The organism is Geodermatophilus sp. SYSU D00697 (assembly GCF_054050175.1).
Map to the genome: position 1 here is coordinate 44812 of NZ_JBJGYV010000008.1, position 21603 is coordinate 66414.

Below are 21603 nucleotides of genomic sequence, written 5' to 3' on the forward strand. Positions count from 1 at the left end.
GCTCCTCGATGGCAGCGACGGCCGACCGACGCGCCGCATCGGTCGCTCCTGTCGTGACGACGGCGCTGCACGCGCCGGTCGAGCGGCGGTCAGCGGATCGGGCGTCGGCCCGCCGTCCGCGCCCGGTGGACCTCCCCACCCCGGCACCGGACCGGGGGGGAAGGCCACGGGCGGGGACGCTAGGCAGCTCCGGAGAGGACCGGAACGGACGCCGGGACACTTTGCTGAACGATTACCTCGCTTCTGCGGCCACGGGGTGCCGGCGCCGCGGCGGCACGGACACGGTGACCGGCCGCGAGGGCTTGCACCCCGCACCGGGGTACCGGCCACCCGTCCCGGGATGGCCCCACCGTCGTCCTGCCCTCGCCGGCTGGGTGCCGGTCGAGGCGTGCCCGCCGCCGACCGCGGAGCAGCCGCCGCGCGCGCCCGCGTCGCACCCGGGGGGCCGGCGACGTGCCGGGGCGCGTCGTGCGCCGGCCAGGCAGGCCGCTCCCCCACCGCGCCGCCCCCGGCCGGGTTGGCAGCATCGCGGCCATGACCCTCGCCCGCTCCCTGCTGCTGTTCGCCCTCGCCGCCCTGGCTGAGATCGGCGGCGCGTGGCTGGTCTGGCAGGGAGTGCGCGAGCAGCGGGGCTGGGTGTGGGCGGGCCTGGGCGTCGTCGCGCTCGGCCTCTACGGGTTCGTCGCGACCCTGCAGCCCGACGCGCACTTCGGTCGCATCCTCGCTGCCTACGGCGGGGTGTTCGTCGCGGGGTCGCTGGCCTGGGGCGTGGTCGTGGACAGCTTCCGCCCGGACCGGTGGGACCTCACCGGCGCCGTGATCTGCCTGCTCGGCGTCGCCGTGATCATGTACGTGCCCCGGTCGTAGGTCCGGCGGCACCGTCGTCGGAGCGCGCAGCCGCCCTCAGGGGCGCGGGGGGAAGGTGGTGAGGCGGACGGTCTCCGGCAGCGCCCGGAGCGCGGCGAGCAGGGCCGGGGACAGGTCGCCGTTGACGTCGGTCACCACGTAGCCGAGCTCGCCGCGGGTGGCCAGCACCTGGCCGTCCACGTTGAGCCCGTGCTCGCCGACCAGCGCGTCGACGCGGGCCATGACGCCGGGCACGTTGCGGTGCAGCAGCGCGAACCGGGCCGCGGACGACCCGTGCAGGGCCACCGCGGGGAGGTTGACGCTCAGCGTCGTCGTCCCGGTGCGGCTGTAGTCGGCCAGCTTGCCGGCGACGAACCGCCCGATGTCGTACTGCGCCTCCTGGGTCGACCCGCCGACGTGCGGGGTGAGGATCACGTTGGGCAGCCCGCGCAGCACGGAGTCGAAGGGGTCACCCTGCTCGCGGGGCTCGTCGGGGAACACGTCGACGGCCGCGCCGGCGATGTGGCCGCTCTCGATGTGGTCGCGCAGCGCCTCGTGGTCGACGACGAACCCGCGGGAGAGGTTGAGGAACAGGCTGCGCCGGCGCATCCGGGCGAACTGCTCGGCGCCGAACAGCCCCGCGTTGCCGGCCCGCCCGTCGACGTGCAGCGTCACGGTCTCGGCGCGCTCGAGGAGCTCCTCCAGGCTGCCGCAGGCCTGCGCGTTGCCCAGCGCGAGCTTGTCCTCCAGGTCGTAGAACAGCACCCGCATGCCCAGCGCCTCGGCCAGCACCGACAACTGGCTGCCGATGTTGCCGTAGCCGACGATGCCCAGCGTCCGCCCGCGGATCTCGTGGCTGCCCTTGGCCGACTTGTCCCAGATCCCGGCGTGCAGCGCGCGGTCCCGGTCGCTCAGCCGCCGGGCCAGGCTGATGATCTCCGCGATCGCCAGCTCCACCACGCTGCGGGTGTTGGAGTACGGCGCGTTGAACACCGCCACCCCGGCACCGGCCGCCGCGGCCAGGTCGATCTGGTTGGTGCCGATGCAGAACGCGCCCACCGCCGCCAACCCCGGGTGATCCGCCACGACCGCCTTGGTCACCTGCGTCTTCGACCGGATGCCCAGCAGGTCGACGCCGTCGAGCGCGGCGACCAGGTCGGCCTCGTCCAGCGCTCCCCGCAGCGACTCCACCTCGTAGCCGGCCGAGGACAGCAGCTCCACGGCCACCGGGTCGATGTTCTCCAGCAGCAGAGCTCTGGGCATGTCGGGCAGTCCCCCTCGAGAAGCGTGGTGCCGCCGATCCTCCCAGCACCGGCGGGAGCGCCTGTCGGGGGCGGCAGGGCCGGGTGCCGCCGGTGACGGGGACGACGCCTCGTCGACGCCGCTCCCGTCAGGGGAGTCGTGGATCGACGTGGATCTTGGGGCCGGGCCCGGCCCTCTCCGGCCGCTCGCCGGCGAGGACGGCCCCGACCCGGTCCAGGCCCACGGTGGCCGCCACCAGCGGGCGCGGGTCGACCTCCCCGGCGGCGTAGGCGGCGATGGTGGCGTCGAGGCCCGGTGAGGCGGAGAGGATCCCGACGGCCGTGACGTCCGAGAGGACGAGGCGCCGCGTGTCCACGGTGCTGGGGCTGCTGGCGAGGCCGATGTAGACGACGCGGCCGGCCGGTTCGACGCGGTCGAGGGCCAGGGCCGGGAGGCCGACGGCGGTGGAGGCGTCGACGACGGCGTCGAAGGGCAGGTGCGGCAGGGTCTCCTGGGTCCAGGTGTGCGCGAAGCCCAGGGTGCGGGCGAAGGCCAGCGACGCCGGATCGACCCCCATCAGGTGCACCTCGGCCCCGGCGGCGCGCAGGAACATGGCGACCAGCAGGCCGATCGACCCCGGCCCCAGGACCAGCGCGCGGTCGCCGGGTCCCGCACCGGCCGCCCGGGCCGCGCGCAGGGCGTTGCCCCCGGGCTCCACGAGCGCCCCCAGCACCGGGTCCACGGGGTCGGGCAGGGCGTGCAGCGACCAGGCCGGCACGGCGATCTGCTCGGCCAGCGCGCCGGGCCGTCCGCCGCGGATCCCCACCTCCTGCCGGTGCTCGCAGACGTGCTGGTGCCCCCGACGGCAGCGACGGCAGGTGCCGTCACCGAGCATCGTGTCGCCCATGACCCGCCGGCCCACCCAGGCCGCGTCCACGCCGTCCCCGACGGCCGTGACGCGGCCACACCACTCGTGGCCCAGGCGCATCGGGTAGGCGGCGTGTCCCGAGTGCAGGTAGGTCATCTCCCCCGTCCAGAACTCCGCGTCGGTGCCGCACAGGCCCACCCGCTCGACCTCGACCACCACCTCCCCCGGCACGGCCACCGGGACCGGCACCTCCTGCACCGCGCTCTCCCCGGGCCCGGTCAGGACGGAGGCGCGCATCGTCGCCGCGCTCATCGCGGAACTCGGACGTGCTGTCGTGGGGAGCCGCTGCCGACGGGGCCGCCACCCGGCCCGGACGGGAGGACCTGGGACGGGCGGTGCACACCGGGTGGCGGGTCGACGCTCATGGCCCGGAATGGTGCCGGGTCGCCGTCCCGACGCCACGACGACGCTGCGCGCACGCGTGCGGGTGCATCCTGAGCCCGGCCCGGACCCCGCAGAGCCGGCTCGCCCCCGCTGCCGGTCCGTCCTCGGAGTGGACCGGGCGGCGGGAGCCTGGAGGGAGATGTCGATGAGCGCTTCGGCTGAGGGACGCACCCGGAGGGCCGGGCGCCGGCTCCCCCGGCTGGCGGTCGCCTGCGTGACCGCACTCGCGGTGGCCGCGTGCGGCTCCGATGACGACGCGGGCGGCGCCGCGAGCGGGGCTGGCGGCGGGGACTCCCCGACCGCTGTGACGGTCGGCTACTTCCCGCTGGTGCACACGGCGACGGCGGTCCAGGCGGAGGAGACCGGCGCCTTCGACGACGCCGGCCTCGACGTCACGCTGGAGCAGACCTCCGGCGGCGCCCAGGCGATCCCGTCCCTGGTCGCCGGTGAGTACGACATCACCTACGGCAACTACACCTCGGCGCTGCTGGCGGCCCAGCAGGGCCTGCCGATCCGGGTCATCGCCGGCAACGACGTGGGCGCCGACGACCACGCGATCATGGTGGCGCCGGACTCGCCGTACCAGTCCCCCGCGGACCTCGCCGGCGCCCGCATCGCCGTCAACAACCTGCAGAACGTCGGCACCGTCGCCATCAACGCCGTGCTGGAGGACGCGGGGGTGGACATCTCGACCATCCAGTTCGTCGAGCTCCCCCTGCCGGACATGGCGCCGGCCCTCGACGCCGGGGACGTCGACGCCATCTGGCAGGTCGAGCCGTTCCAGGCCTCGGCCAGGGCCAGCGGCGCGCGCGTGCTGTTCCCGCTGTTCAGCGGGCCGGTGGAGGGCATGCCGGTCGCCGGGTGGCTGACCACCGAGCAGTACGCGCAGGAGAACCCCGAGGTCGTCGAGGCCTTCCGCCAGGCGATGACGGCGTCGATGGCGGAGCTCACCGACAACCGGGAGCGGCTGGTGGAGCTCGTGCCCACCTACACCCAGGTGCCGGCCGAGACCGTGCAGCAGGTCGCGCTGCCGGCCTGGGACGCCGAGGTGGACGTCGCGCAGCTGCAGGAGATGGCCGACCTCATGCTGGAGTACGGCATCATCAGCGAGGAGTTCGACGTCCGGACCATGATCGTGGACTGACGGTGTGGGCGGGCCCCGACACCTCGCCGTGGGCCCGCCCCACCGTCGGTCAGGCGGGGAACGACGACCGCGCGTGGTACCCGTGGTCGGCGAGCAGTGAGACGCCGTTGACCGCCACGGACCGCGGCGAGGCGAGGCTCAGCACCAGCCAGGCGATGTCCTCGGGGGCGCTCACCGGGTAGCCGACGTCCGCGAAGGACTCCATGCCCATGCCGTCGCGCGCCATGGGCGTGTCGACGATGGACGGGCAGACGCTGTTGACCCGGATGCCGAACGGTTCGTGCAGCTCGACCGACAGTGCCCGGGTCAGCTGCGCGACGGCCCCCTTCGACGCGTTGTAGGCGAGCATCCCCGGGACGGCGACGAACCCGGAGTCGCTCCCGATCAGCGTGCAGGTCGGGTGGGCGCCGGACTTCAGGTGCGGCAACGCCGTCTTCGCGAGCAGGAACGGGCCGACGACGTTGACCTTCTGGACCTCGAGGAACTCCTCGGCCGGCACCTGGTCGACGGCGTCCCCGAGCGTGCCTGCGATGCCGGCGCTGCTGACCACGTGGTCCAGGCCGCCGAGGTGCGCGGCGACCTCCTCGACGGCCGCGCGGAGCGAGTCCTCGTCCCCCACGTCCCCCGCCGCGCCGACGACCGTGGCATCCGGGTGCGCCGACCGCAGCCGCTCGAGGGCGGCGGTCAGCCGGTCGGCGCTGCGACCGACGATGCCCACCTTCGCGCCCTCCTCGAGGAACGCCTCGGCGACGGCGAGCCCGATGCCCGACGTCCCGCCGGTGACGAGGACCCTGCTGCCCTCGAACCCGAGACTGACCATGCTGTTCTCCTCCCGATCGCGGTGGGTGGCGGTGGGGCCGGCTGCCGTCCGGCCCTGCTCGGAGCCGGACGGCAGGGGCGCCCGGGTCTACTGCTGGGCCGACGAGGTCTCCGCCCGGGCCGGCGCCGGAGCGGGTTGGAACCGCTCGAGGTCGGTCTCGAGCAACTCGTAGACCTCCGGACGGCGTCGGCGCAGGGACGCCGCGTAGCCCACGCCGCCGACCAGGGCGACGACCAGCAGCCACGGCAGGAGCCGCACGTAGAGCGCGTCGGAGCCGGCCAGCAGGGGGAAGTTGTCGACCGCCATGACGCAGATCGCCAGCAGGCCCAGGAAGCCGAGCCCCGGTGCCACGAACGTCGTCAGCCAGCGCCGGTCACGCTGACGGCGGAAGTGCACGACGATGGAGAAGGACGCCAACAGCTGCAGCACGAGGACGCACAGCGTGCCGAACCCGATCATGACCGGCACCAGGGTCGTGATCGGGTCCAGTCCCAGGACCGCGAAGAGTCCGGCCACCACGAACGCGAAGACGGCGTTGGCCACCAGCGCGTTCTGCGGGACACCGTTGGCCCGGGTGGTGGAGAGCCCGGCCGGGAGGATCCGCACCCGGCCGAGCGAGTACAGGTAGCGGGCGGCCATGTTGTGGAAGGCCAGGAGAGCGGCGAACAGGCTCACCACGAGCAGCACCTCCGCCACGACCAGCAGCGGCGAGCCCAGGTACTCCTCGAACAGCACGAAGACGAGGTCACCGGTGGCCAGGTGGTCGAGGGCGACCTGCTGCGCGTCCCCCACCCCGGCGGCACTGACCAGCGCCCAGACCGTGAGCGCGTGGACGAGGCCGATGATCACGATCGCGGCGTAGGTCGCCCGCGGGATGGTGCGCAGCGGGTCGCGGGACTCCTCGCTGAACAACGAGGTCGCCTCGAAGCCCAGGAACGCCGTGGCGGCCAGCAGGAGGGCGACACCGACGGATCCGCCGAACATCACGTCCGGGGTGAAGACGTCGACGCTGAAGCCGGTCCGCACCAGCACCGAGACGCAGAAGACCAGGAGCGTGAGCGTCTCGAGCACCAGCGCCACACCGAGCACCTTGGCGCTGATGTCGATGCCGCCGCGGGCGAGCAGGAACGCGGCGACGAACAGGACGAGGCCGGCGACGTACCAGGGGACGTCGAACCCGGTCAGGTCCGCGACGACCACCGAGGTGAAGAAGCCGCCCGTGCCCACGGCGCCGGCGACGAAGAAGTTGTAGCCCATCGTGGCGATGAAGCCCGCGACCAGTCCGATCGGCCGGCCGAGGCCCTTGACGACGAAGGCGTAGAAGCCGCCGGCGTTGACCACCACGCGGGACATCTGCGCGTACCCGACGGCGAACAGCAGCAGGATCACGGCGACGGCGAGGACGGCGACGACGACGCCACTCCCGTTGCCGAGGGCGATGGCCAGCGACATCACGACGATGGCGCCGGTCAGGGGGGCGACGGCGGCGAGCACGAGGAAGACCACCCCGGGCACGCCGAGCTGGTCACGGGCGAGCCGAGACGCGGGTCCACCGTTGGACGTGGCCATTCCGCTTCCTTTCCGTTACGGGACGACGGCGCCCCGGAGGGTGTGACGGACCAGTGCTGGCGGATCGGTGCTGTGCGGGTGGAGCCAGGCGCGGGAGCGGACCGGGGTCATCCGGGCCGGCCCGCGCCGTCCAGGACGGACGCCAGGCGGTCGAGCAGGAGTGCGGCGTGCTCGTCGTCGAAGACCAGGGGCGGCCGGATCTTGAGCACGTTGTCGGACCGGCCGGTGCGGCTGATGAGCACGTCCCTGGCGACCATGCCCTCGACGGCGGTCCGTGCCGCGGCCGCGCTCGGGCGGGTGGGGTCGTCGGGCTCGACGAAGGACAGCCCCACGTACAGGCCGCGCCCCTTGACCGCTCCCGCCACCGCGCTGGTCCGGGCCAGCCGGACCAGCTCGTCCCGCAGCAGGGCGCCGACCCGCTTGGCCGAACCCACCAGGCCCTCGTCGCGCATGACGTGCAGGACGGCGAGCCCGACCGCCGAGCTCACCGGGTTGCCGGCGAAGGTGTTGAAGTAGGTGTTCCGGCGCCCGAACTCGTCGAGCAGCTTCTCGCGGGTGACGACCCCGCCCACCGGGTGTCCGTTGCCCATCGGCTTGCCCAGGGTCACGAGGTCGGGCGCGATGTCGAACAGCTCGTGGCCCCACATGGCGTCGCCGGACCGGCCGAACCCCGACTGCACCTCGTCGCAGACGACCAGGCCGCCTGCCGCCTGGACCCTCCGGCAGAGGCCCTCGACGTAGCCCGCCGGGACCCGGGGCATGCCCTCCGTGGTGAACAGCGGGTCGAACAGCAGCGCCGAGACACCGTGCCCGGCCTCCTGCAGGGACGCGATGGCGTCCTCGACCGCCGCCAGGCCCTCGCGCAGGGCCTGCTCCTCGTCCGTCCCCGGGTCGTCGAGGTCGGGGATCCGCAGCGCCCGGACGTGCTCGCCCAGGGGTTCGGCGACCTCCAGGCCGGTGGTCAGCTCGGCCAGGGACGTCGTGTTGCCGTGGTAGCTGTAGTCGGTCACGAGGACGCCGGTGGCACCGGTGTGCTGCCGGGCGAGGCGCAGGGCCAGCTCGTTGGCCTCGGAGCCGCTGTTGACGAAGAAGACGCGGTCCAGCCCCGCGCCGAACGTCGCGAGGAGCTCCTCGGCGTACTGCAGGACCCGCTCGTCGAGGTACCTCGTGTGCACGTTGAGCTCGGCGGCCTGCCGGGACAGGGCCTCCACCACGCGGGGGTGGCAGTGGCCGACGTGCGGCACGTTGTTGTACCCGTCGAGGAACCGGCGCCCCGATGCGTCGACGAGCCAGACGCCCTCGCCCCGGACGAACTCCAGCGGGGTGTCGTAGAACAGCGGGGTCCGCCTGCCGATGGTCGCGGCCCGGCGGGCCAGGAGTGCCTCCCGTCGGTCGGGGTCCGGGGGTGCAACGGGCTGGGACATGGTGTTCCGTTCTGTGGTCACTGCACGGGGGTCGCGGGTGCAGGGCTCAGACGAGCTCGGCGCGCTGGGACAGGAAGTCCTGCGCGAGGGCCAGGACGACGGGGGCCACGTGCTCGGCGATGAAGGCGGCGGTCTCCTCGCCCCGGCGTCGTGCCGCCCAGCCGAGGTAGGTGAGCCCCCGGGCCAGCAGCACCCCGGGCCAGAAGTGCAGGTGCCGTTCGTCCAGGGGGCGCTGCGTGCGGTAGCCGGCGAACACGGCGTCCACGAACTCGTCGAAGCGCGGGTGTGGCCGGTAGAAGAAGAGGATCGTGGCCAGCTCGTACAGGTGCCAGCCCTCACCGAAGTCGTCGAAGTCGATGAGGACGAGCTCCTCGCCCCGCACGAGGATGTTCTCCGGCGTGAAGTCGGCGTGGATGACGCCGTAGACGGCGGGGCCCGTCCCCAGCTCGGCGAGGTCGCTGGTCAGCCGGGCGACGGCGGCGGCCAGGAGGGTCCGGTCCGCCGTCGACAGGACGTGCAGCTCCAGCGGGTCGCCCCAGAGCGCCCGCTTCCCCACCAGGCCCTCGACGTCCCACGCCGCGCGGCTGAACCCGGGGAGCCGGCCGAGGTGCTCGGTGTGGTCGTGCAGCCTGGCGGCCATGGCGCCGAGCCGGTGGAAGTCCGCCGGCGTGAGCGTGCTCGTCCCCTCGAACGCCTCGCCGATGTCCCCGAGCGGAGCCGCCCCGGGGACCCACCGCTGGAGGTCCACCTGGACCTCGCCGCCCGTGCCGTCGTCGACCAGGCAGATGAGCTCGCCGTCGGTCGTCTGCAGCGGCTCGGGGACCGCGAACCCCCGCTGCCGGAGGGCCTCGAGGTAGGCCAGCTCCGTCCTGACCTCGGCCACCGAGTGCAGGCCCGGGCGGTGCAGGCGGACGGCGAAGGCCTCGTCGCCGCACTCCGCCCGGAAGACGTAGTTCTCGCGGTACTTGACGAAGTGGAGCGCCACCTCGTCGAGGCCGTACCGCGTCAGAGCCCGGTGCGCGATGCGCCGGGCTGCCTGCTCGTCGAGGGCGACCACGTGCGACCTCCTGGTCGAGCTGCCCCGCGCCCGGCCGGGAGGACCCGGCGGGCGGTGACAGCGGGAGTGCAGCGCCCGGGATGTGTCCGGGCTCACAGGAGCGTCGCAGTACCTGAACGGGCCGTCAAGACCCTTTACGCATCGTTCACAAACCGTGGCGTCCGGTGCCGACCGCGGCGAGCCGGTGGAACTGAGGCGACAGGGTGCCGAGGGGCCGCACCGACGTCAACGGCCCGGTGAGCGGGACGGGCCGGGACGCGCCACGGGGACGCCGTTCCACGGGCGGTCCCGCGACCGGTGGCCGGGCGAGACGTCAGGCGCCGTCGCGCCGCTGGAGGCCGCGCGCCAGGTCGGTGATGCCGGCGAGCAGCTGCTCGGACCTGGTGGGGTCGGCCGCGACCTCGACCAGGGCGGCCCGCAGCGCACCGACGAGCAGCACGGCCAGCGTGTGCGGGTCGGCCCCGGAGGCGATGGCGCCCTCGGCGCGAGCCGCCGCGACGTCCTCGGCGATGAGCGTGGCGCTGACCCCCGAGGCGTGTCCCCGGACCGGGGCCAGGGCAGGCTCGATCGTCGGGTCGCTGTTGGAGTAGAAGGTCCCGACGAGCGGCCGGCTGCCGATCTCGAGGAGGGGCGCGGCCAGGGCGACCACCCGGTCGACGAGTCCGGTCGCCGCCGCGTGCCGGGCCGTCGCCAGCTCCACGTACTCGGTGTTGATCTCCTCGTACAGCTCGCGGAAGAGGTCGTCCCTCCCGGCCGGGAAGTAGGCGTACAGGGTCACCTTGGAGGTCCCCGCCTCCGCGGCGATCGCCTCCACCGCGGCGCCGGCGAACCCCTTCTCGGCGAACACCCGCAGAGCTGCGTCGAGCAGTTCCCGACGGGTCCGCAACCTGTTGCGCTCGCGCAGCGAGAGCGGGGCCTCCCCCGGCGGCGTCGGCTGCGCGTCCGTCATGCCGGCCGACTCCCTCCAACGCGGTGGGCCCGAGGTACAGGGGCCCGGGAGCACCGCGACGTGGGTCGATGCCGGACCGACCGGGGCGACCCGGACGACCTCATCGTACGAGACGCCCCCTCCGGGGCCGGAGACGCCGAGGAGCCGCGCGGAGGTGGGCGCCGGCGGTCCCCGCCGTCCGGCTCCGGGCGGCGGGGGCCGCACGGACCCCACGGCAGCTCGCGGTCCAGGGCCAGGTCCAGCTCGAGCACGTTCACCCAGGGAGCGCCGAGGACGCCGAGGTCCCGCCCGACCGTGGCCCCGGCGACCAGCCGCTCGACCTCCGAGGCCGGCACCCCGCGCTCGCGTGCCACGCGCTCGACCTGGGATGGACCGCCGCACCTTCCTGCGCGGCGGCGTGGTGCTCGGCACGGGGGTCGCGCCGGCTGCAGCCGGACTTCTTCCTGCACTCGGGCGACACCGTGTACGCCGACGGCCCCCTCCCGGAGACGCGGACCGACCGGGACGGCTCGCTCTGGCGCAACCTCGTCACGCCGGCCAAGTCGAAGGTCGCCGAGACCCTCGACGAGTTCCGCGGCCAGTACCGCGACAACCTGATGGACGCCAACCTGCTCACCTTCAACCGCGAGGTCCCCACCATCCCGCAGTGGGACGACCACGAGACGACCGACAACTGGTACCCCGGCGAGGTCCTCGACCGGTCCGAGTACCGAGATGCGGGTGGACGTGCTGGCCGCCCGCGGGCGGCAGGCGTTCGTCGAGTACCAGCCGATCACGGTGCAGCCCGATGACGCCGGGCGGGTGTACCGGCGGATCGCCTACGGCCCGCTGCTCGACGTGTTCGTGGTGGACATGCGCCCCCACGAGGGCCCCAACTCGCCGGGCCGCCAGCCCGGGTCCGCTCCCGACGCCGCCCTCCTCGGCCAGCAGCAGCTCGACTGGCTGCTGCACGCCCTGCGGACCTCCCGGGCCACCTGGAAGGTCGTCGCGGCCGACCTGCCGATCGGCCTGGTCGTCGCCGACGGCCCGACCGACCTGGAGGCCGCCGCGCAGGGGGACCCCGGCGCGCCCCTCGGGCGCGAGCTGGAGATCGCGCAGGTGCTGTCGGGGATCAGACGCGCCGGCGTGCGGAACGTGGTGTGGCTCACCGCCGACGTCCACTACACGGCGGCCCACCACCACTCGCCGGAGCGGGCGTCGTTCCCCGACTTCTCCCCGTTCTGGGAGTTCGTCTCCGGTCTCCTCAACGCCGGGACGTTCCCGGCCCTCCCGCTGGACGCCACCTTCGGCCCCCGGGCGGTCTTCGTGGCCGCGCCGCCCCACGCCGACGCCTCCCCCGCCTCCGGGCACCAGTACTTCGGCGAGGTCGTCATCGCCGGCGACGCCGGGACCTTCTCGGTGCGGCTGCGCGACGCCTCCGGCGCCGTGCTGCACACGCAGGTGCTCACGGCCGAGGGCTGAGCGGCCCCCGTCGGCGCCCGGGACATACGCTGCCCGGCGTCCCGCCCCACTGCCGCAGCGGAGAGTGACCATGCCCCCAGCCGGGATCGCGCCCGACGACGCCGTCGTCCTCGTCGTCGACGTGCAGAACGACTACTGCCACGCCGAGGGGACCCTCGGCCGGCGCGGGGTCGACTGCACCGAGGCGCTCACCGCGATCGACCGGATCGGCGCCCTCCTGCCCGTCGCCCGGGAGGCCGGGGTCCCGGTCCTGCACGTGCACACCCAGCACTCGCGGTGGACCGACACCCCGGGGTGGCGCCGCCGGGGACAGGGCGGCGCGACCATCGAGCCCGAGACCGACCCGATCGTGGCCGCCGGCAGCTGGGGCGCCGAGCCGTACGGGGACCTGGTCGCCGACGGGGACTTCACCTTCGTCAAGCACCGCTACTCGGCCTTCGCCTTCACGCCCCTCGAGCTCGTGCTCAGCGCCCAGGCCCGCCCGACGCTGGTCCTCGTCGGGCTCACCTCCGACGTCTGCGTCCGGGCGACCGGCGTCGACGCGGTGTCCCGCGGCTACCGGCCGGTGCTGGTGGGCGACGCGACCGCGACGGTGGGGGTGGTCCCCCAGGCCACGGCCTGCGCGGAGTTCGCCGCCACGATCGGCCCGGTGGTGACCACCGAGGACCTGCTCTCCTCCTGGGCCGTCCGGACCGGCTGAGCGCCGGCGCTCCCTAGACTCCACCCGTGGCGACCGGCGACGAGACCGTGGCCCAGACCGGGGCCCAGACCGTGGCGCCGCACCTCGCCCGCCTGCCCGGCCACCTCATCCGCCGGGCCGGCCAGGTCCACAACGAGATGTGGACGCGCCACGTCTCGGGCTCGGTGTCGTCGGTCCAGTACGCGGTGCTGTCCACGCTCGGCCGGCACGAGCCGCTCGACCAGGCCAGCGTCGCCCGGCTCGTCGCCCTCGACCCGGCCAGCACGCACGCCGTCGTCCACCGGTTGAAGGCCGCCGGGTACCTGACCATGGATCGGTCGGCCCAGGACGGCCGCCGGGTGGAGCTGCGACTCACCGCGGCCGGCCACGCGCTGCGCGACGACCTCGAGCCGCGGGTCGAGCAGCTGCGCCAGGCCTTCGAGGCGCGCCTCCCGCCGGAGAAGACGACCGTCTTCCTCCGGCTCCTCGAGGAGTTCGTCACCGCCGACTGAGGCCTCTCCCGCCTGCCGGGATGGTTTCTTGACGAACTAACCATCGGCCCTTTCAATGAGGCGGGTCACACCCCGGGTCGCCATCCTGGCGAGCGGAGGTGACCCCGCCCGGGACGTCCGGCCGAGAGCCCACCGCGCCTCGGACCACGCCCGCGGGGCCACGACGCCGCGACGCCCGACGCACAGCCCCGACTCCCTCAGCGACCCGGACCCAGGAGGGCGGATGTCCGCACAGCCGGCCGAGCACGCCACCCCGCACGACCTCGAGTTCGGTCTCTTCGACTGGATCGACGCCACCCCCGGGAGGACGCCGGCCGAGGTCTACGACGCCCGGCTGCGGGTGCTCGCCGAGGCCGACCGGGGCGGGTTCAGCACCTACCACATCGCCGAGCACCACGGCACGCCGCTGGGCCTGTCGCCGTCCCCGTCGGTGTTCATCGCCGCCGCCGCCCGCGAGACCGAGCGGATCCGGCTGGCGCCGACCACGTTCATCGTCCCGCTGTACGACCCGCTGCGGCTGGTGCAGGAGATCTGCATGCTCGACCAGCTCAGCCACGGCCGGCTGGACGTCGGGGTCGGGAAGGGCTCCTCCCCCATCGAGGCGGCCATGTTCGGGCTGACCGCGCCGGAGACCGCGGAGCGCTTCGAGGAGCTGTTCCCGGCCATCGTCGAGGCGATGGAGACCGGCCGGTTCCGCCGTCCCGGCGCCGAGGGGGCCGCGGGCGAGGAGATCCCCCTGCACGTGCCGGTGTACCAGCGCCCGCACCCGCCGCTGTGGTACCCGTCGTCCAACGCCGCCTCGATCCCCCGGCTGGGCGACCAGGGCTACAACGTGCTGTTCGGGTTCGGCTTCGCCTCCCCGCCGCTGGAGGTCGTCCGCGAGCAGAGCCGGGTCTTCTTCACCCACTTCCGGGAGTCCGCCGAGCGCGGCACCGTCCGCTACAGCCTGCCGGGGGTGACGCCGCGCTTCGGCATGCTGCGCCACGTCCTCGTCGCCCCGACCGACGAGGAGGCCGTCGCGATCGCACGGCCGGCGTTCGACGCCCACTACGAGAGCTTCACCCACCTGTGGCGGCTCCACGGCAGCGAGCGGTTCTCCGGCCCGATCGACTTCGACCAGCTGGTCGCCGAGCGCAAGCTGTTCGTCGGGTCGCCGGAGACGGTCGCCGCCCAGGTCACCGAGGCGGTGGCGATCGGGGAGATCAACTACCTCGCCGGCGCGTTCGCGTGGGGCTCCCTCGACGTCGACACGGTCCTCTCCTCGGTGCGGCTGTTCCGCGACGAGGTCGTCCCCGCCGTCCTCTCCCGGACCGCCGGCCGGGCCGCGACCGCGACCCCTGCCTGAGCCCACCCGCCGGTCGGCACGACCGGCGCCCCTGCACCGCGCCATGCGATCCCCCACCCGCGCCATGCGATCCCCCACCCGCGCCATGCGATCCCCCACCGTCGAGAGGCTCTCCATGTCCCGCCTGCGCGTGTCCGTCGTCCTGTCCTGTTCGGTGCTGCTCGCCGCCTGCGGCGGGGGTGGGGGCGACGAGCCGGCCGGCGCCGGCTCGACCGACGCGCCCCGCCAGGTGACCGTCGGCGTCGTCCCGATCGCCGACGTCGCCCCGCTCTACCTCGGCGTCGAGCAGGGCTTCTTCGCCGAGCGCGGCCTCGACGTGGAGGTGGTGACCGGCCAGGGTGGCGCGGCGCTGGTCCCCGCCGTGGTCAGCGGCGAGCAGGACTTCGCCTTCAGCAACACCCTGTCGCTGCTGGTGGCGCAGGAGGCCGGCCTGCCGATCCAGGTCGTCGCGCCGGGGAACTCCTCCACCGGGGACCCCACCGACGACTTCGGCTGCGTGCTGGTCCCCGCGGGCAGCCCGCTGCAGTCGCTCGCCGACCTGGCCGGCAAGCGGGTCAGCACGAACACGCTGAACAACATCAACGTCGCCGTCATCCGCGACGCGGTGGACCGTGCCGGAGGGGACTCCTCGACCATCGAGTTCCTGGAGATCGCCCACCCCGACGTCCCGCAGGCGGTGGCGGGCGGCCAGGTCGACGCCGCGACCGCGGTGGAGCCGTTCAAGACGATCGCGATCCAGCAGGGTGCCCGCTGCCTGTCCAACGTCTTCGCCGAGGCCACGGAGGAACCCCTGCTCATCGGCGCCTACTTCACGACGGCGGAGACCGTGCAGTCCGACCCCGAGCTGGTGGACGCCTTCGTCGCGGGCGTGCAGGAGTCCCTGGCCTACGCCAGCGAGAACCCCGAGGCGGCGCGCGGGATCCTGGGCAGCTTCACCGAGCTCAGCCCGGAGCTCGCCGGCGCGATCACCCTGGCCGGCTGGCCGCAGGAGCTCGAGCGGGGCTCGTTCGAGTACATGTCCGAGGTCGGGGCCCGCTACGGGATCCTCGAGCAGCCCGCGGACCTCGACGCCCTGCTGCCCGATGCCTGAGCGGACACCCGTGGACGTCATCGGCGGAGGTCAGGGCAGCGTCGAGCCGGGGACGGTCGTCCTCGTCACCGGCGCGGCGCACGGCATCGGGGAGTCGGTGAGCCGACACCTGGCGGCGCAGGGAGCGGCCGTCGTCGCGGCGGACGTCGTGGCGGCGGGGTGGGCGGCCGAGGGCGTCACCCACGTCCGGGCCGACGTCAGCGACGAGGCCTCGTGGGCCGACTTCGTCTCCACCACCCTGGAGCGGCACGGCCGCGTCGACGCCCTGGTCAACAACGCGGCGATCTACCAGGGGCTGGGGTCCAAGCGCCCGTTCACCGAGATCACCGTCGAGGAGTGGGACCGCGTCCTGGCGGTCAACACCCGCGGCGTGTGGCTCGGCATGCGCGCCGTGCACCCGGCCATGAAGGAGCAGGGCCACGGCCGGGTGGTGAACATCGCGTCGTCCACGGTGCACATGGGGGTGCCGTACTTCGCCCACTACACCGCCTCCAAGGGGGCGGTCATCGCGCTCACCCGGAGCGTGGCCCGCGAGGTCGGCGCCGACGGCATCACCGTCAACGCGATCGCCCCCGGCCTGGTCGAGACCGAGGCGACGCGCGCGCTCAACGACGACGACTACCTCTCGATCGCCGCCGTGCGGCGAGCGGTGCCCCGCCGGATGGAGCCGACCGACCTCTGCCCGGCCATCTCCTTCCTGTGCTCCCGCAGCAGCGGGTTCATCACCGGCCAGACGCTCATCGTGGACGGCGGCGTCGCGTTCAGCTGACGCCGGCGGACGCGGCCAGGGACCATCGAGGAGAGACATGACCAGTTCGGCAGCCGGAGCACCTCCCGTCGACGACGGGCGGCCCGACGGCGTCACCGTGGTCCGCGACGTGGTCTACGCCGAGGTCGGCGGGACCGACCTGCACCTGGACCTGTACCTGCCGGGGACCCGTCCCGCCCCCCTCACGGTGTGGCTGCACGGCGGCGGGTGGCTGCGCGGGTCACGCGCCGACCGCGCCGCCGAGCGGCTCCTCCCCATGGCCCGCAGCGGCGTGGCGGTGGCCGCCGTCCAGTACCGGCTCAGCGACTCGGCGACGTTCCCCGCGCCGCTCGACGACGTCCGGGCCGCGGTCCGGTGGCTGCGGGCGCACGCCGGCGAGCACGGACTCGACGCGACCCGGATCGGCGCCTGGGGCGCGTCGGCCGGCGGTCACCTCGCCGCGCTGCTGGCGCTGACCAGCGACGAGCGGGACGCCGAGCTGGGCGACTCGTCGGTGCAGGCCGCCGCCACGTGGTTCGCCCCGTCGGACCTGCTCCGGATGGCCAGCGACGTCCCCGAGGGGCCGCGGCCGCCCTTCCTGACCGGGCCGCCGCCCCAGCCGCCGTACGAGGCGCGGCTGCTCGGCGCCGACTCGGCGGCGTCCCGGCCGGACGAGGCGCGCGCCGCCAGCCCGATCGCCCACGTCCACGCCGGAGCGCCGCCGTTCCTGCTGGTGCACGGGGACGGCGACGGGCTCATCCCGTCCGAGCACAGCCGCCGGCTCTTCGACGCGCTGCGTGCGCAGGGCGTGCCGGCGCAACTGTGGCTGCTGCACGGCGCCAACCACGAGGACCCCGGCTTCGACCAGCCGGCCGGCCTGGCCGCGGTCAGCGGCTTCCTGCGGGCCACGCTCCTCGACGATGCCGCCGGCGCGGCCTGGTAGGCCTGACCGACCGGTCCTCCGGCTCGTCCGGCCGGCCGAGGTCGGGGAACGGCCGGGCGGCGCCGTCCCCGCGGGACGGCGCCGCTCGGCGGTGTGCGGCGAGGTCAGTCGTCCGCGGACCCGTCCGGCTCGTCCCGGTCGCCGCGCGGCCCGCGGTCGCCGACGACCGCCTCGACCCGGTCGGTGACGCGCTGCTCCAGGTCCGCCAGCCGCTCGTCGGCCTGCTCCTGGGTGATCCGGCCGTCGGTGACGGCCTGGGCGATCCGCTCCTGCCCCGCCGTCACCAGGGCCTGGACCAGGGTGTCGACCGCCACCCCCTGGTCCTCGGCGACCTGCGCCAGCGTGGCACCGTCGGCCTCGAGGGCGGTGTGCAGGTCGTCCTCGCTCATGCCGAGCGCCTCGGCGGCGGCCGCCAGGCCCATGCCACCGCCGTGGTGCCCGTCGCGGCCGCCGAGGCCCGCCTCGCTCAGCGTGGTGGCGACCTCGTCGGCCTGCTCCTGGGTGATCGAGCCGTCACCGACCAGGCCGGCCAGCGCGTCCCTGATCCGGTCGACCGGGGACGACGTCGCCTCCTCGGTCGTGCCGGTGCCGGCCAGCGCCGGGGCGGCCACGGCCAGGCCGGTGAGGGCCAGCGCACCGGCGGTGGTCGCGATGACGATCTTCTTGCGCACGGGGGCTCCTCGTCCGGGCCGGTGTCTCCGACCCTCCGTCCCACCGTGCGGGGACGGCCTGTGCGGAGGCTGGGACCGTGCGGTGTCGTTCCTGTGACCACCGCGGCGACACGAGCCCGCCCCGCGGCGCGGTGACCTCGGACCCTGGGAGCGCATCGCGACGCCCAAGACCCTGGTCGCCGTGGGCGCTCGGAGGACAGGAGGTCGTCGAGATGACCGAGCAGCCGTCGTCGCTCCCGGGTGCACCGGCGGCCACCGGGCCGGCGGCCACCGTCGTCCCGCTGGACGACCAGCGGGCCACGGAGCTCGCCCGCGCCGGCGGCAAGGGCGTCGGCCTCGCCCGGCTGCGGCGGGCCGGGCTGCCCGTGCCCGACGGCTTCGTCGTCGACGCCGGGGCCTACCGGCGGTTCGTGGCGGTGTCGGGTCTCGCCCCGCTGGTCGAACGGGTGACCGCCGACCTCGACGGGCGGGACGCCGACGCGCTGGCGGCGGCGTCGGCGACGCTGCGCGCGGCCTTCGAGGCCGCGCCGGTGCCCGGGGACCTGGCCGGGCCGGTCGTCGCGGCCTGGCGCCGGCTGGGCGGCGGGCCGGTGGCGGTGCGCTCCTCGGCCACCACGGAGGACCTCCCGGGTGCCAGCTCGGCCGGCCAGCAGGACACGTTCCTCGACGTGACCGGCGCCGAGCAGGTGGTGGACGCCGTCCGGCGCTGCTGGTCCTCGGTGTGGACGGCGCGGGCCCTGGCCTACCGCACCCGGCAGGGGACCCCCTCCTCCGCGGCCGCCGTGGCCGTCGTCGTCCAGCGGATGGTGCCCGCCGAGGTCGCCGGGGTGCTCTTCACCGCCGACCCGCTGACCGGACGCCGCGACCGCGTGGTGGTCGAGGCGGTGCGCGGGCTCGGCGACGCGCTCGTGAGCGGGCGCGCGACCCCGCAGCGGTGGGTCCTGGACGCCGGGACGCGCGCGGTCCTGGACGGCCCCGACGGGGCGGGCCGCCCCCTGCTGGGCGCCGCGCACCTGCGGGAGCTGGCCGACCTGGGACTGCGCGCCGCGACTCTGTCCGGCGGACCCCAGGACCTGGAGTGGGCCGTCGCCGGTGGGCGCTGCTGGCTCCTCCAGTCCCGGCCGGTCACCACCCTGTTCCCGCTGCCGCCCGGCCCGCCGGCCGGACCGGGGCTGCGGGTGTACATCCCGCTGACCCTCGCCGCGCAGGGCGTGGCCGAGCCCATGACCCCCGCGGGCAACGCCGCCTTCGCCGGGCTGGTCGCGGCGATGTCGTCGCTGTGGTCGCTGCGCCGCCGGCCGTCGCGGGAGGTGCCGGCCTGGGTGTCCCAGGTGGCCGGCCGCCTCTTCTACGACATCACCCCGCTGTTGGCCTCCCCCCGGCTGGGCCGCAACCTGGCCGACCGGATGGCGCTGAAGGACCCGGCGACCGCCGCGGCCCTGCGCGAGTGGCTCGACCGGGAGGGACACCGGCTCGTGCGGCCCCGCGGCGTGGCCCTGCCGGCCGGGCTGACCTGGTGGGTGGCCCGGGAGGTCCCCGGGCTCCTCGCCGCGGCCGCCGCCCCGGTCCGGGCACGCCGGCGGCTGCTCGCCCGCGCGGAGGACCAGGTGCGCCGGCTCCGCGACGAGACCGCGGCGCTGACCGGACCCCGCGAGCAGGCGGACCACGTCCTCGGGACCCTGCCGCGGCAGACTCTCGAGGTGGCCTGGGCCCAGCTGCCGCCGGTGTACGTGGGACTGCTGGCCGGCGCGCTCGCCACGGAGCTGTGCGAGCGGTGGCTGGGCAGCTCCGCCGGGATGGAACCGGTGCGCCGCTGGCTCCCCCACGACCCCACACTCGCGATGGGCACCGCCCTGGCCCGGCTCGCGCGCTCCTGCCGCGAGGCGGGCGGGGAACCGTCGGAGACCGCTCCCGGCATGGCGGAGTTCCTGGCGACCTTCGGGCACCGGGCCCCGGACCGGGAGATCGATCTGGGGCTGCCGCGATTCCGCGACGACCCGACCTACGTCGTGGAGCTGGTCCGGGGCTACCTCGCCGCCGGCGACCCGGGCGAGCTGATCGACCGGCAGCGGCGCGGCGCCGAGCAGGCCGAGGCGGCGGCCCGGGACCTGGTCGCCGCCGTCCGCCGGACGCGGGGGCGGCTGCGCGCGCTGGTGCTGCGCGCGGTGCTGAGCCGGTACCGGGCCCTGGCCGGGCTGCGGGAGCGGCCGAAGTTCGACCTCGTCCGCGTGCTCGCCCTCGGCCGCGGCCTGCTGCAGCAGGTCGGTGCCGCCCTCGTCGCGGAGGGCCGGCTCGACGACCCCGACGACGTCTTCTTCCTCGACCCCGCCGACCTGCGCGCGGCCGTGGAGGGCACGGTGCCCGACCTGCGTGAGCGCGCGGGCCGCCGGCGTCAGGAGTACGAGCGGGAGCTCGGCCGGCGGGTCGTCCCCCTGCTGCTCACCAGCGACGGCGAGGCGGTGTACGGCCCGGCCGCCCCCGTGGCGAGCGCGCCGGGCACCCTGGTGGGCACCGGCGTGTCGCCCGGGGTCCACGAGGGCGTCGTCCGGGTCCTCGACTCCCCCGTCGGCGCCGCGCTGGCGGCCGGGGAGGTGCTCGTCGCCGCGAGCACCGACCCGGGCTGGACGCCGCTGTTCCAGCTCGCCGGGGCGCTGGTGATGGAGGTCGGCGGGGTGGTCTCCCACGGGGCGATCGTGGCCCGGGAGTACGGCATCCCCGCCGTGGCCACGGTGCCCGACGCGACCCGGCGGCTGCGCACCGGTCAGCGGGTGCGCGTGGACGGCGGCGCCGGGACCGTCACCGTCCTGGCCGACCCGGCCGGCCGGCTGCCCGAACAGCGCACGCGGGACGCGGTGGCCGCGCCGTCGCCTCCCCCCGCGCGGCAGGGCACGCGCTGACCACCGTCCCACCGGCTCCGCGGTCGATCATCGCCGCTCCCCCGCCAGGTCGCCGTCCACCGCACCGGCCGACGGCGCCGTGTGGTGCCGGCCGATGGGCAGCATCAGGGGCTTGCCCGACGTCGGGTCGACGATGATCCGGCTGTCCAGGCCGAACACGGCGCGCACGCTCTCGGCGGTGAGCACCTGCGCGGGGTCCCCGGCCACGTGGACGCCCCCGTCGGCCAGGGCGACCAGGTGGTCGGCGTAGCGGGCCGCCATGTTGAGGTCGTGCAGGACCATGACGATGGTCGTACCCCGCGTCCGGTTGAGGTCGGTGAGCAGGTCCAGGACCTCGATCTGGTGGCTCACGTCGAGGAACGTGGTGGGTTCGTCGAGCAGGAGCACGTCGGTCTGCTGGGCGAGCGCCATGGCGATCCACACCCGCTGGCGCTGCCCCCCGGAGAGCTCGTCCACGGCGCGGTCGGCCAGGGCGGTCGTCCGCGTCGCCTCCAGCGCCACGGCCACCGCGGCGTCGTCCTCCGCGCTCCACCGGGAGACGAGGCCCTGGTGCGGATGGCGACCGCGGCCGACCAGGTCGGCGACCGTGATCCCCTCCGGCGCGATCGGGGACTGCGGGAGCAGGCCGAGCGTGCGGGCCAGCTCCTTGGCGGGCAGCCGGTGCACCACCTTGCCGTCGAGGACCACCCGTCCGCTGCGCGGCGCGAGCAGGCGCGACATCGACCGCAGCAGGGTCGACTTGCCGCAGGCATTGGCGCCCACGATCGCCGTGATCCTCCCGGAGGGCACCACCAGGTCGAGGTCCTCGATGACCGTGCGCTCGCCGTAGCCCAGGGTCAGGTCCTCGGCCGCCAGCGAGTGGTCCGTGGTCACGACGCCCCTCCGTTCGGTCCC

Annotated in this window: 19 protein-coding genes and 1 pseudogene; 10 read left to right on the top strand and 10 right to left on the bottom strand. The window is 75.0% G+C overall.

Features of this window, described 5'->3' with window-relative positions; all coding sequences use genetic code 11:
• The first annotated feature begins 534 nt into the window (after positions 1-534).
• Positions 535-867 (top strand): YnfA family protein, encoded by a 333-nt coding sequence (locus tag ACI79C_RS09260; protein ID WP_456945349.1) that lies wholly within the window; start codon positions 535-537, stop codon positions 865-867.
• 36 nt (positions 868-903) lie between these two features.
• On the opposite strand, the gene serA is transcribed toward ACI79C_RS09260, so the two are convergent.
• Both serA and ACI79C_RS09270 read right to left on the bottom strand, forming a co-directional pair.
• Positions 904-2109, bottom strand: coding sequence for a phosphoglycerate dehydrogenase (gene serA, locus ACI79C_RS09265; protein ID WP_456945350.1), 1206 nt, complete (start codon positions 2107-2109; stop codon positions 904-906).
• A gap of 127 nt (positions 2110-2236) precedes the next feature.
• Complete coding sequence (locus ACI79C_RS09270; protein WP_456945351.1) at positions 2237-3268, bottom strand: zinc-dependent alcohol dehydrogenase; 1032 nt, start codon at positions 3266-3268, stop codon at positions 2237-2239.
• Between the two features lie 277 nt (positions 3269-3545).
• Between ACI79C_RS09270 and ACI79C_RS09275 the strand changes: the two genes are divergently transcribed.
• The gene (locus ACI79C_RS09275; protein ID WP_456945352.1) at positions 3546-4544 is read left to right on the top strand and encodes an ABC transporter substrate-binding protein; all 999 of its coding nucleotides are present in this window, start codon (positions 3546-3548) and stop codon (positions 4542-4544) included.
• Between the two features lie 49 nt (positions 4545-4593).
• Here ACI79C_RS09275 and ACI79C_RS09280 read toward each other — a convergent pair whose 3' ends face one another.
• The 6 genes from ACI79C_RS09280 to ACI79C_RS09305 all read right to left on the bottom strand — a co-directional run bounded on the left by ACI79C_RS09280 (position 4594) and on the right by ACI79C_RS09305 (position 10812).
• A complete protein-coding gene (locus tag ACI79C_RS09280) occupies positions 4594-5364 on the bottom strand; it encodes an SDR family NAD(P)-dependent oxidoreductase (protein ID WP_456945353.1) in 771 nt (256 codons plus the stop codon).
• 87 nt (positions 5365-5451) lie between these two features.
• Positions 5452-6933: an APC family permease gene (locus ACI79C_RS09285; RefSeq protein WP_456945354.1), complete on the bottom strand. Its 1482-nt coding sequence runs from the start codon at positions 6931-6933 to the stop codon at positions 5452-5454.
• Positions 6934-7040: 107 nt separating this feature from the next.
• Positions 7041-8357 (bottom strand): aspartate aminotransferase family protein, encoded by a 1317-nt coding sequence (locus ACI79C_RS09290; protein ID WP_456945355.1) that lies wholly within the window; start codon positions 8355-8357, stop codon positions 7041-7043.
• A 46-nt stretch (positions 8358-8403) separates the two neighbouring features.
• Positions 8404-9414 carry a phosphotransferase enzyme family protein gene (locus ACI79C_RS09295; protein ID WP_456945356.1) on the bottom strand — a complete coding sequence of 337 codons (1011 nt, stop codon included), beginning with the start codon at positions 9412-9414 and terminating at the stop codon, positions 8404-8406.
• 313 nt (positions 9415-9727) lie between these two features.
• Complete coding sequence (locus ACI79C_RS09300) at positions 9728-10363, bottom strand: TetR/AcrR family transcriptional regulator (RefSeq protein WP_456945357.1); 636 nt, start codon at positions 10361-10363, stop codon at positions 9728-9730.
• Positions 10360-10812: a potassium-transporting ATPase subunit C gene (locus ACI79C_RS09305; RefSeq protein WP_456945358.1), complete on the bottom strand. Its 453-nt coding sequence runs from the start codon at positions 10810-10812 to the stop codon at positions 10360-10362. The genes ACI79C_RS09300 and ACI79C_RS09305 overlap by 4 nt, the downstream gene beginning before the upstream one ends.
• Before the next feature lie 12 nt (positions 10813-10824).
• On the opposite strand from ACI79C_RS09305, the pseudogene ACI79C_RS09310 reads away from it, so the two are divergent.
• The 7 genes and pseudogenes from ACI79C_RS09310 (at position 10825) to ACI79C_RS09340 (ending at position 17141) form a co-directional block, all read left to right on the top strand.
• Positions 10825-11824, top strand: a pseudogene (locus ACI79C_RS09310) (alkaline phosphatase D family protein).
• A gap of 70 nt (positions 11825-11894) precedes the next feature.
• Entirely contained in the window at positions 11895-12524 is a 630-nt protein-coding gene (locus tag ACI79C_RS09315; protein ID WP_456945359.1) for a cysteine hydrolase family protein, read from the top strand.
• Positions 12525-12550: 26 nt separating this feature from the next.
• Positions 12551-13015 (top strand): MarR family winged helix-turn-helix transcriptional regulator, encoded by a 465-nt coding sequence (locus tag ACI79C_RS09320; protein ID WP_456945360.1) that lies wholly within the window; start codon positions 12551-12553, stop codon positions 13013-13015.
• A 223-nt stretch (positions 13016-13238) separates the two neighbouring features.
• On the top strand, positions 13239-14360 hold the full coding sequence (locus ACI79C_RS09325) for an LLM class flavin-dependent oxidoreductase (protein ID WP_456945361.1): 1122 nt from the start codon (positions 13239-13241) through the stop codon (positions 14358-14360).
• Positions 14361-14475: 115 nt separating this feature from the next.
• Positions 14476-15450: an ABC transporter substrate-binding protein gene (locus ACI79C_RS09330; protein WP_456945362.1), complete on the top strand. Its 975-nt coding sequence runs from the start codon at positions 14476-14478 to the stop codon at positions 15448-15450.
• Positions 15443-16219, top strand: coding sequence for an SDR family NAD(P)-dependent oxidoreductase (locus tag ACI79C_RS09335; RefSeq protein ID WP_456945363.1), 777 nt, complete (start codon positions 15443-15445; stop codon positions 16217-16219). The genes ACI79C_RS09330 and ACI79C_RS09335 overlap by 8 nt, the downstream gene beginning before the upstream one ends.
• Before the next feature lie 37 nt (positions 16220-16256).
• Entirely contained in the window at positions 16257-17141 is an 885-nt protein-coding gene (locus ACI79C_RS09340) for an alpha/beta hydrolase fold domain-containing protein (protein WP_456945364.1), read from the top strand.
• 104 nt (positions 17142-17245) lie between these two features.
• Here ACI79C_RS09340 and ACI79C_RS09345 read toward each other — a convergent pair whose 3' ends face one another.
• Entirely contained in the window at positions 17246-17812 is a 567-nt protein-coding gene (locus tag ACI79C_RS09345) for a hypothetical protein (protein ID WP_456945365.1), read from the bottom strand.
• A gap of 212 nt (positions 17813-18024) precedes the next feature.
• Here ACI79C_RS09345 and ACI79C_RS09350 point away from each other — a divergent pair, with 212 nt between their 5' ends.
• Positions 18025-20709, top strand: a complete 2685-nt coding sequence (locus ACI79C_RS09350; RefSeq protein ID WP_456945366.1) for a PEP/pyruvate-binding domain-containing protein — start codon at positions 18025-18027, stop codon at positions 20707-20709.
• A 27-nt stretch (positions 20710-20736) separates the two neighbouring features.
• Here ACI79C_RS09350 and ACI79C_RS09355 read toward each other — a convergent pair whose 3' ends face one another.
• The gene (locus tag ACI79C_RS09355) at positions 20737-21582 is read right to left on the bottom strand and encodes an ABC transporter ATP-binding protein (protein ID WP_456945367.1); all 846 of its coding nucleotides are present in this window, start codon (positions 21580-21582) and stop codon (positions 20737-20739) included.
• Positions 21583-21603: the final 21 nt, after the last annotated feature.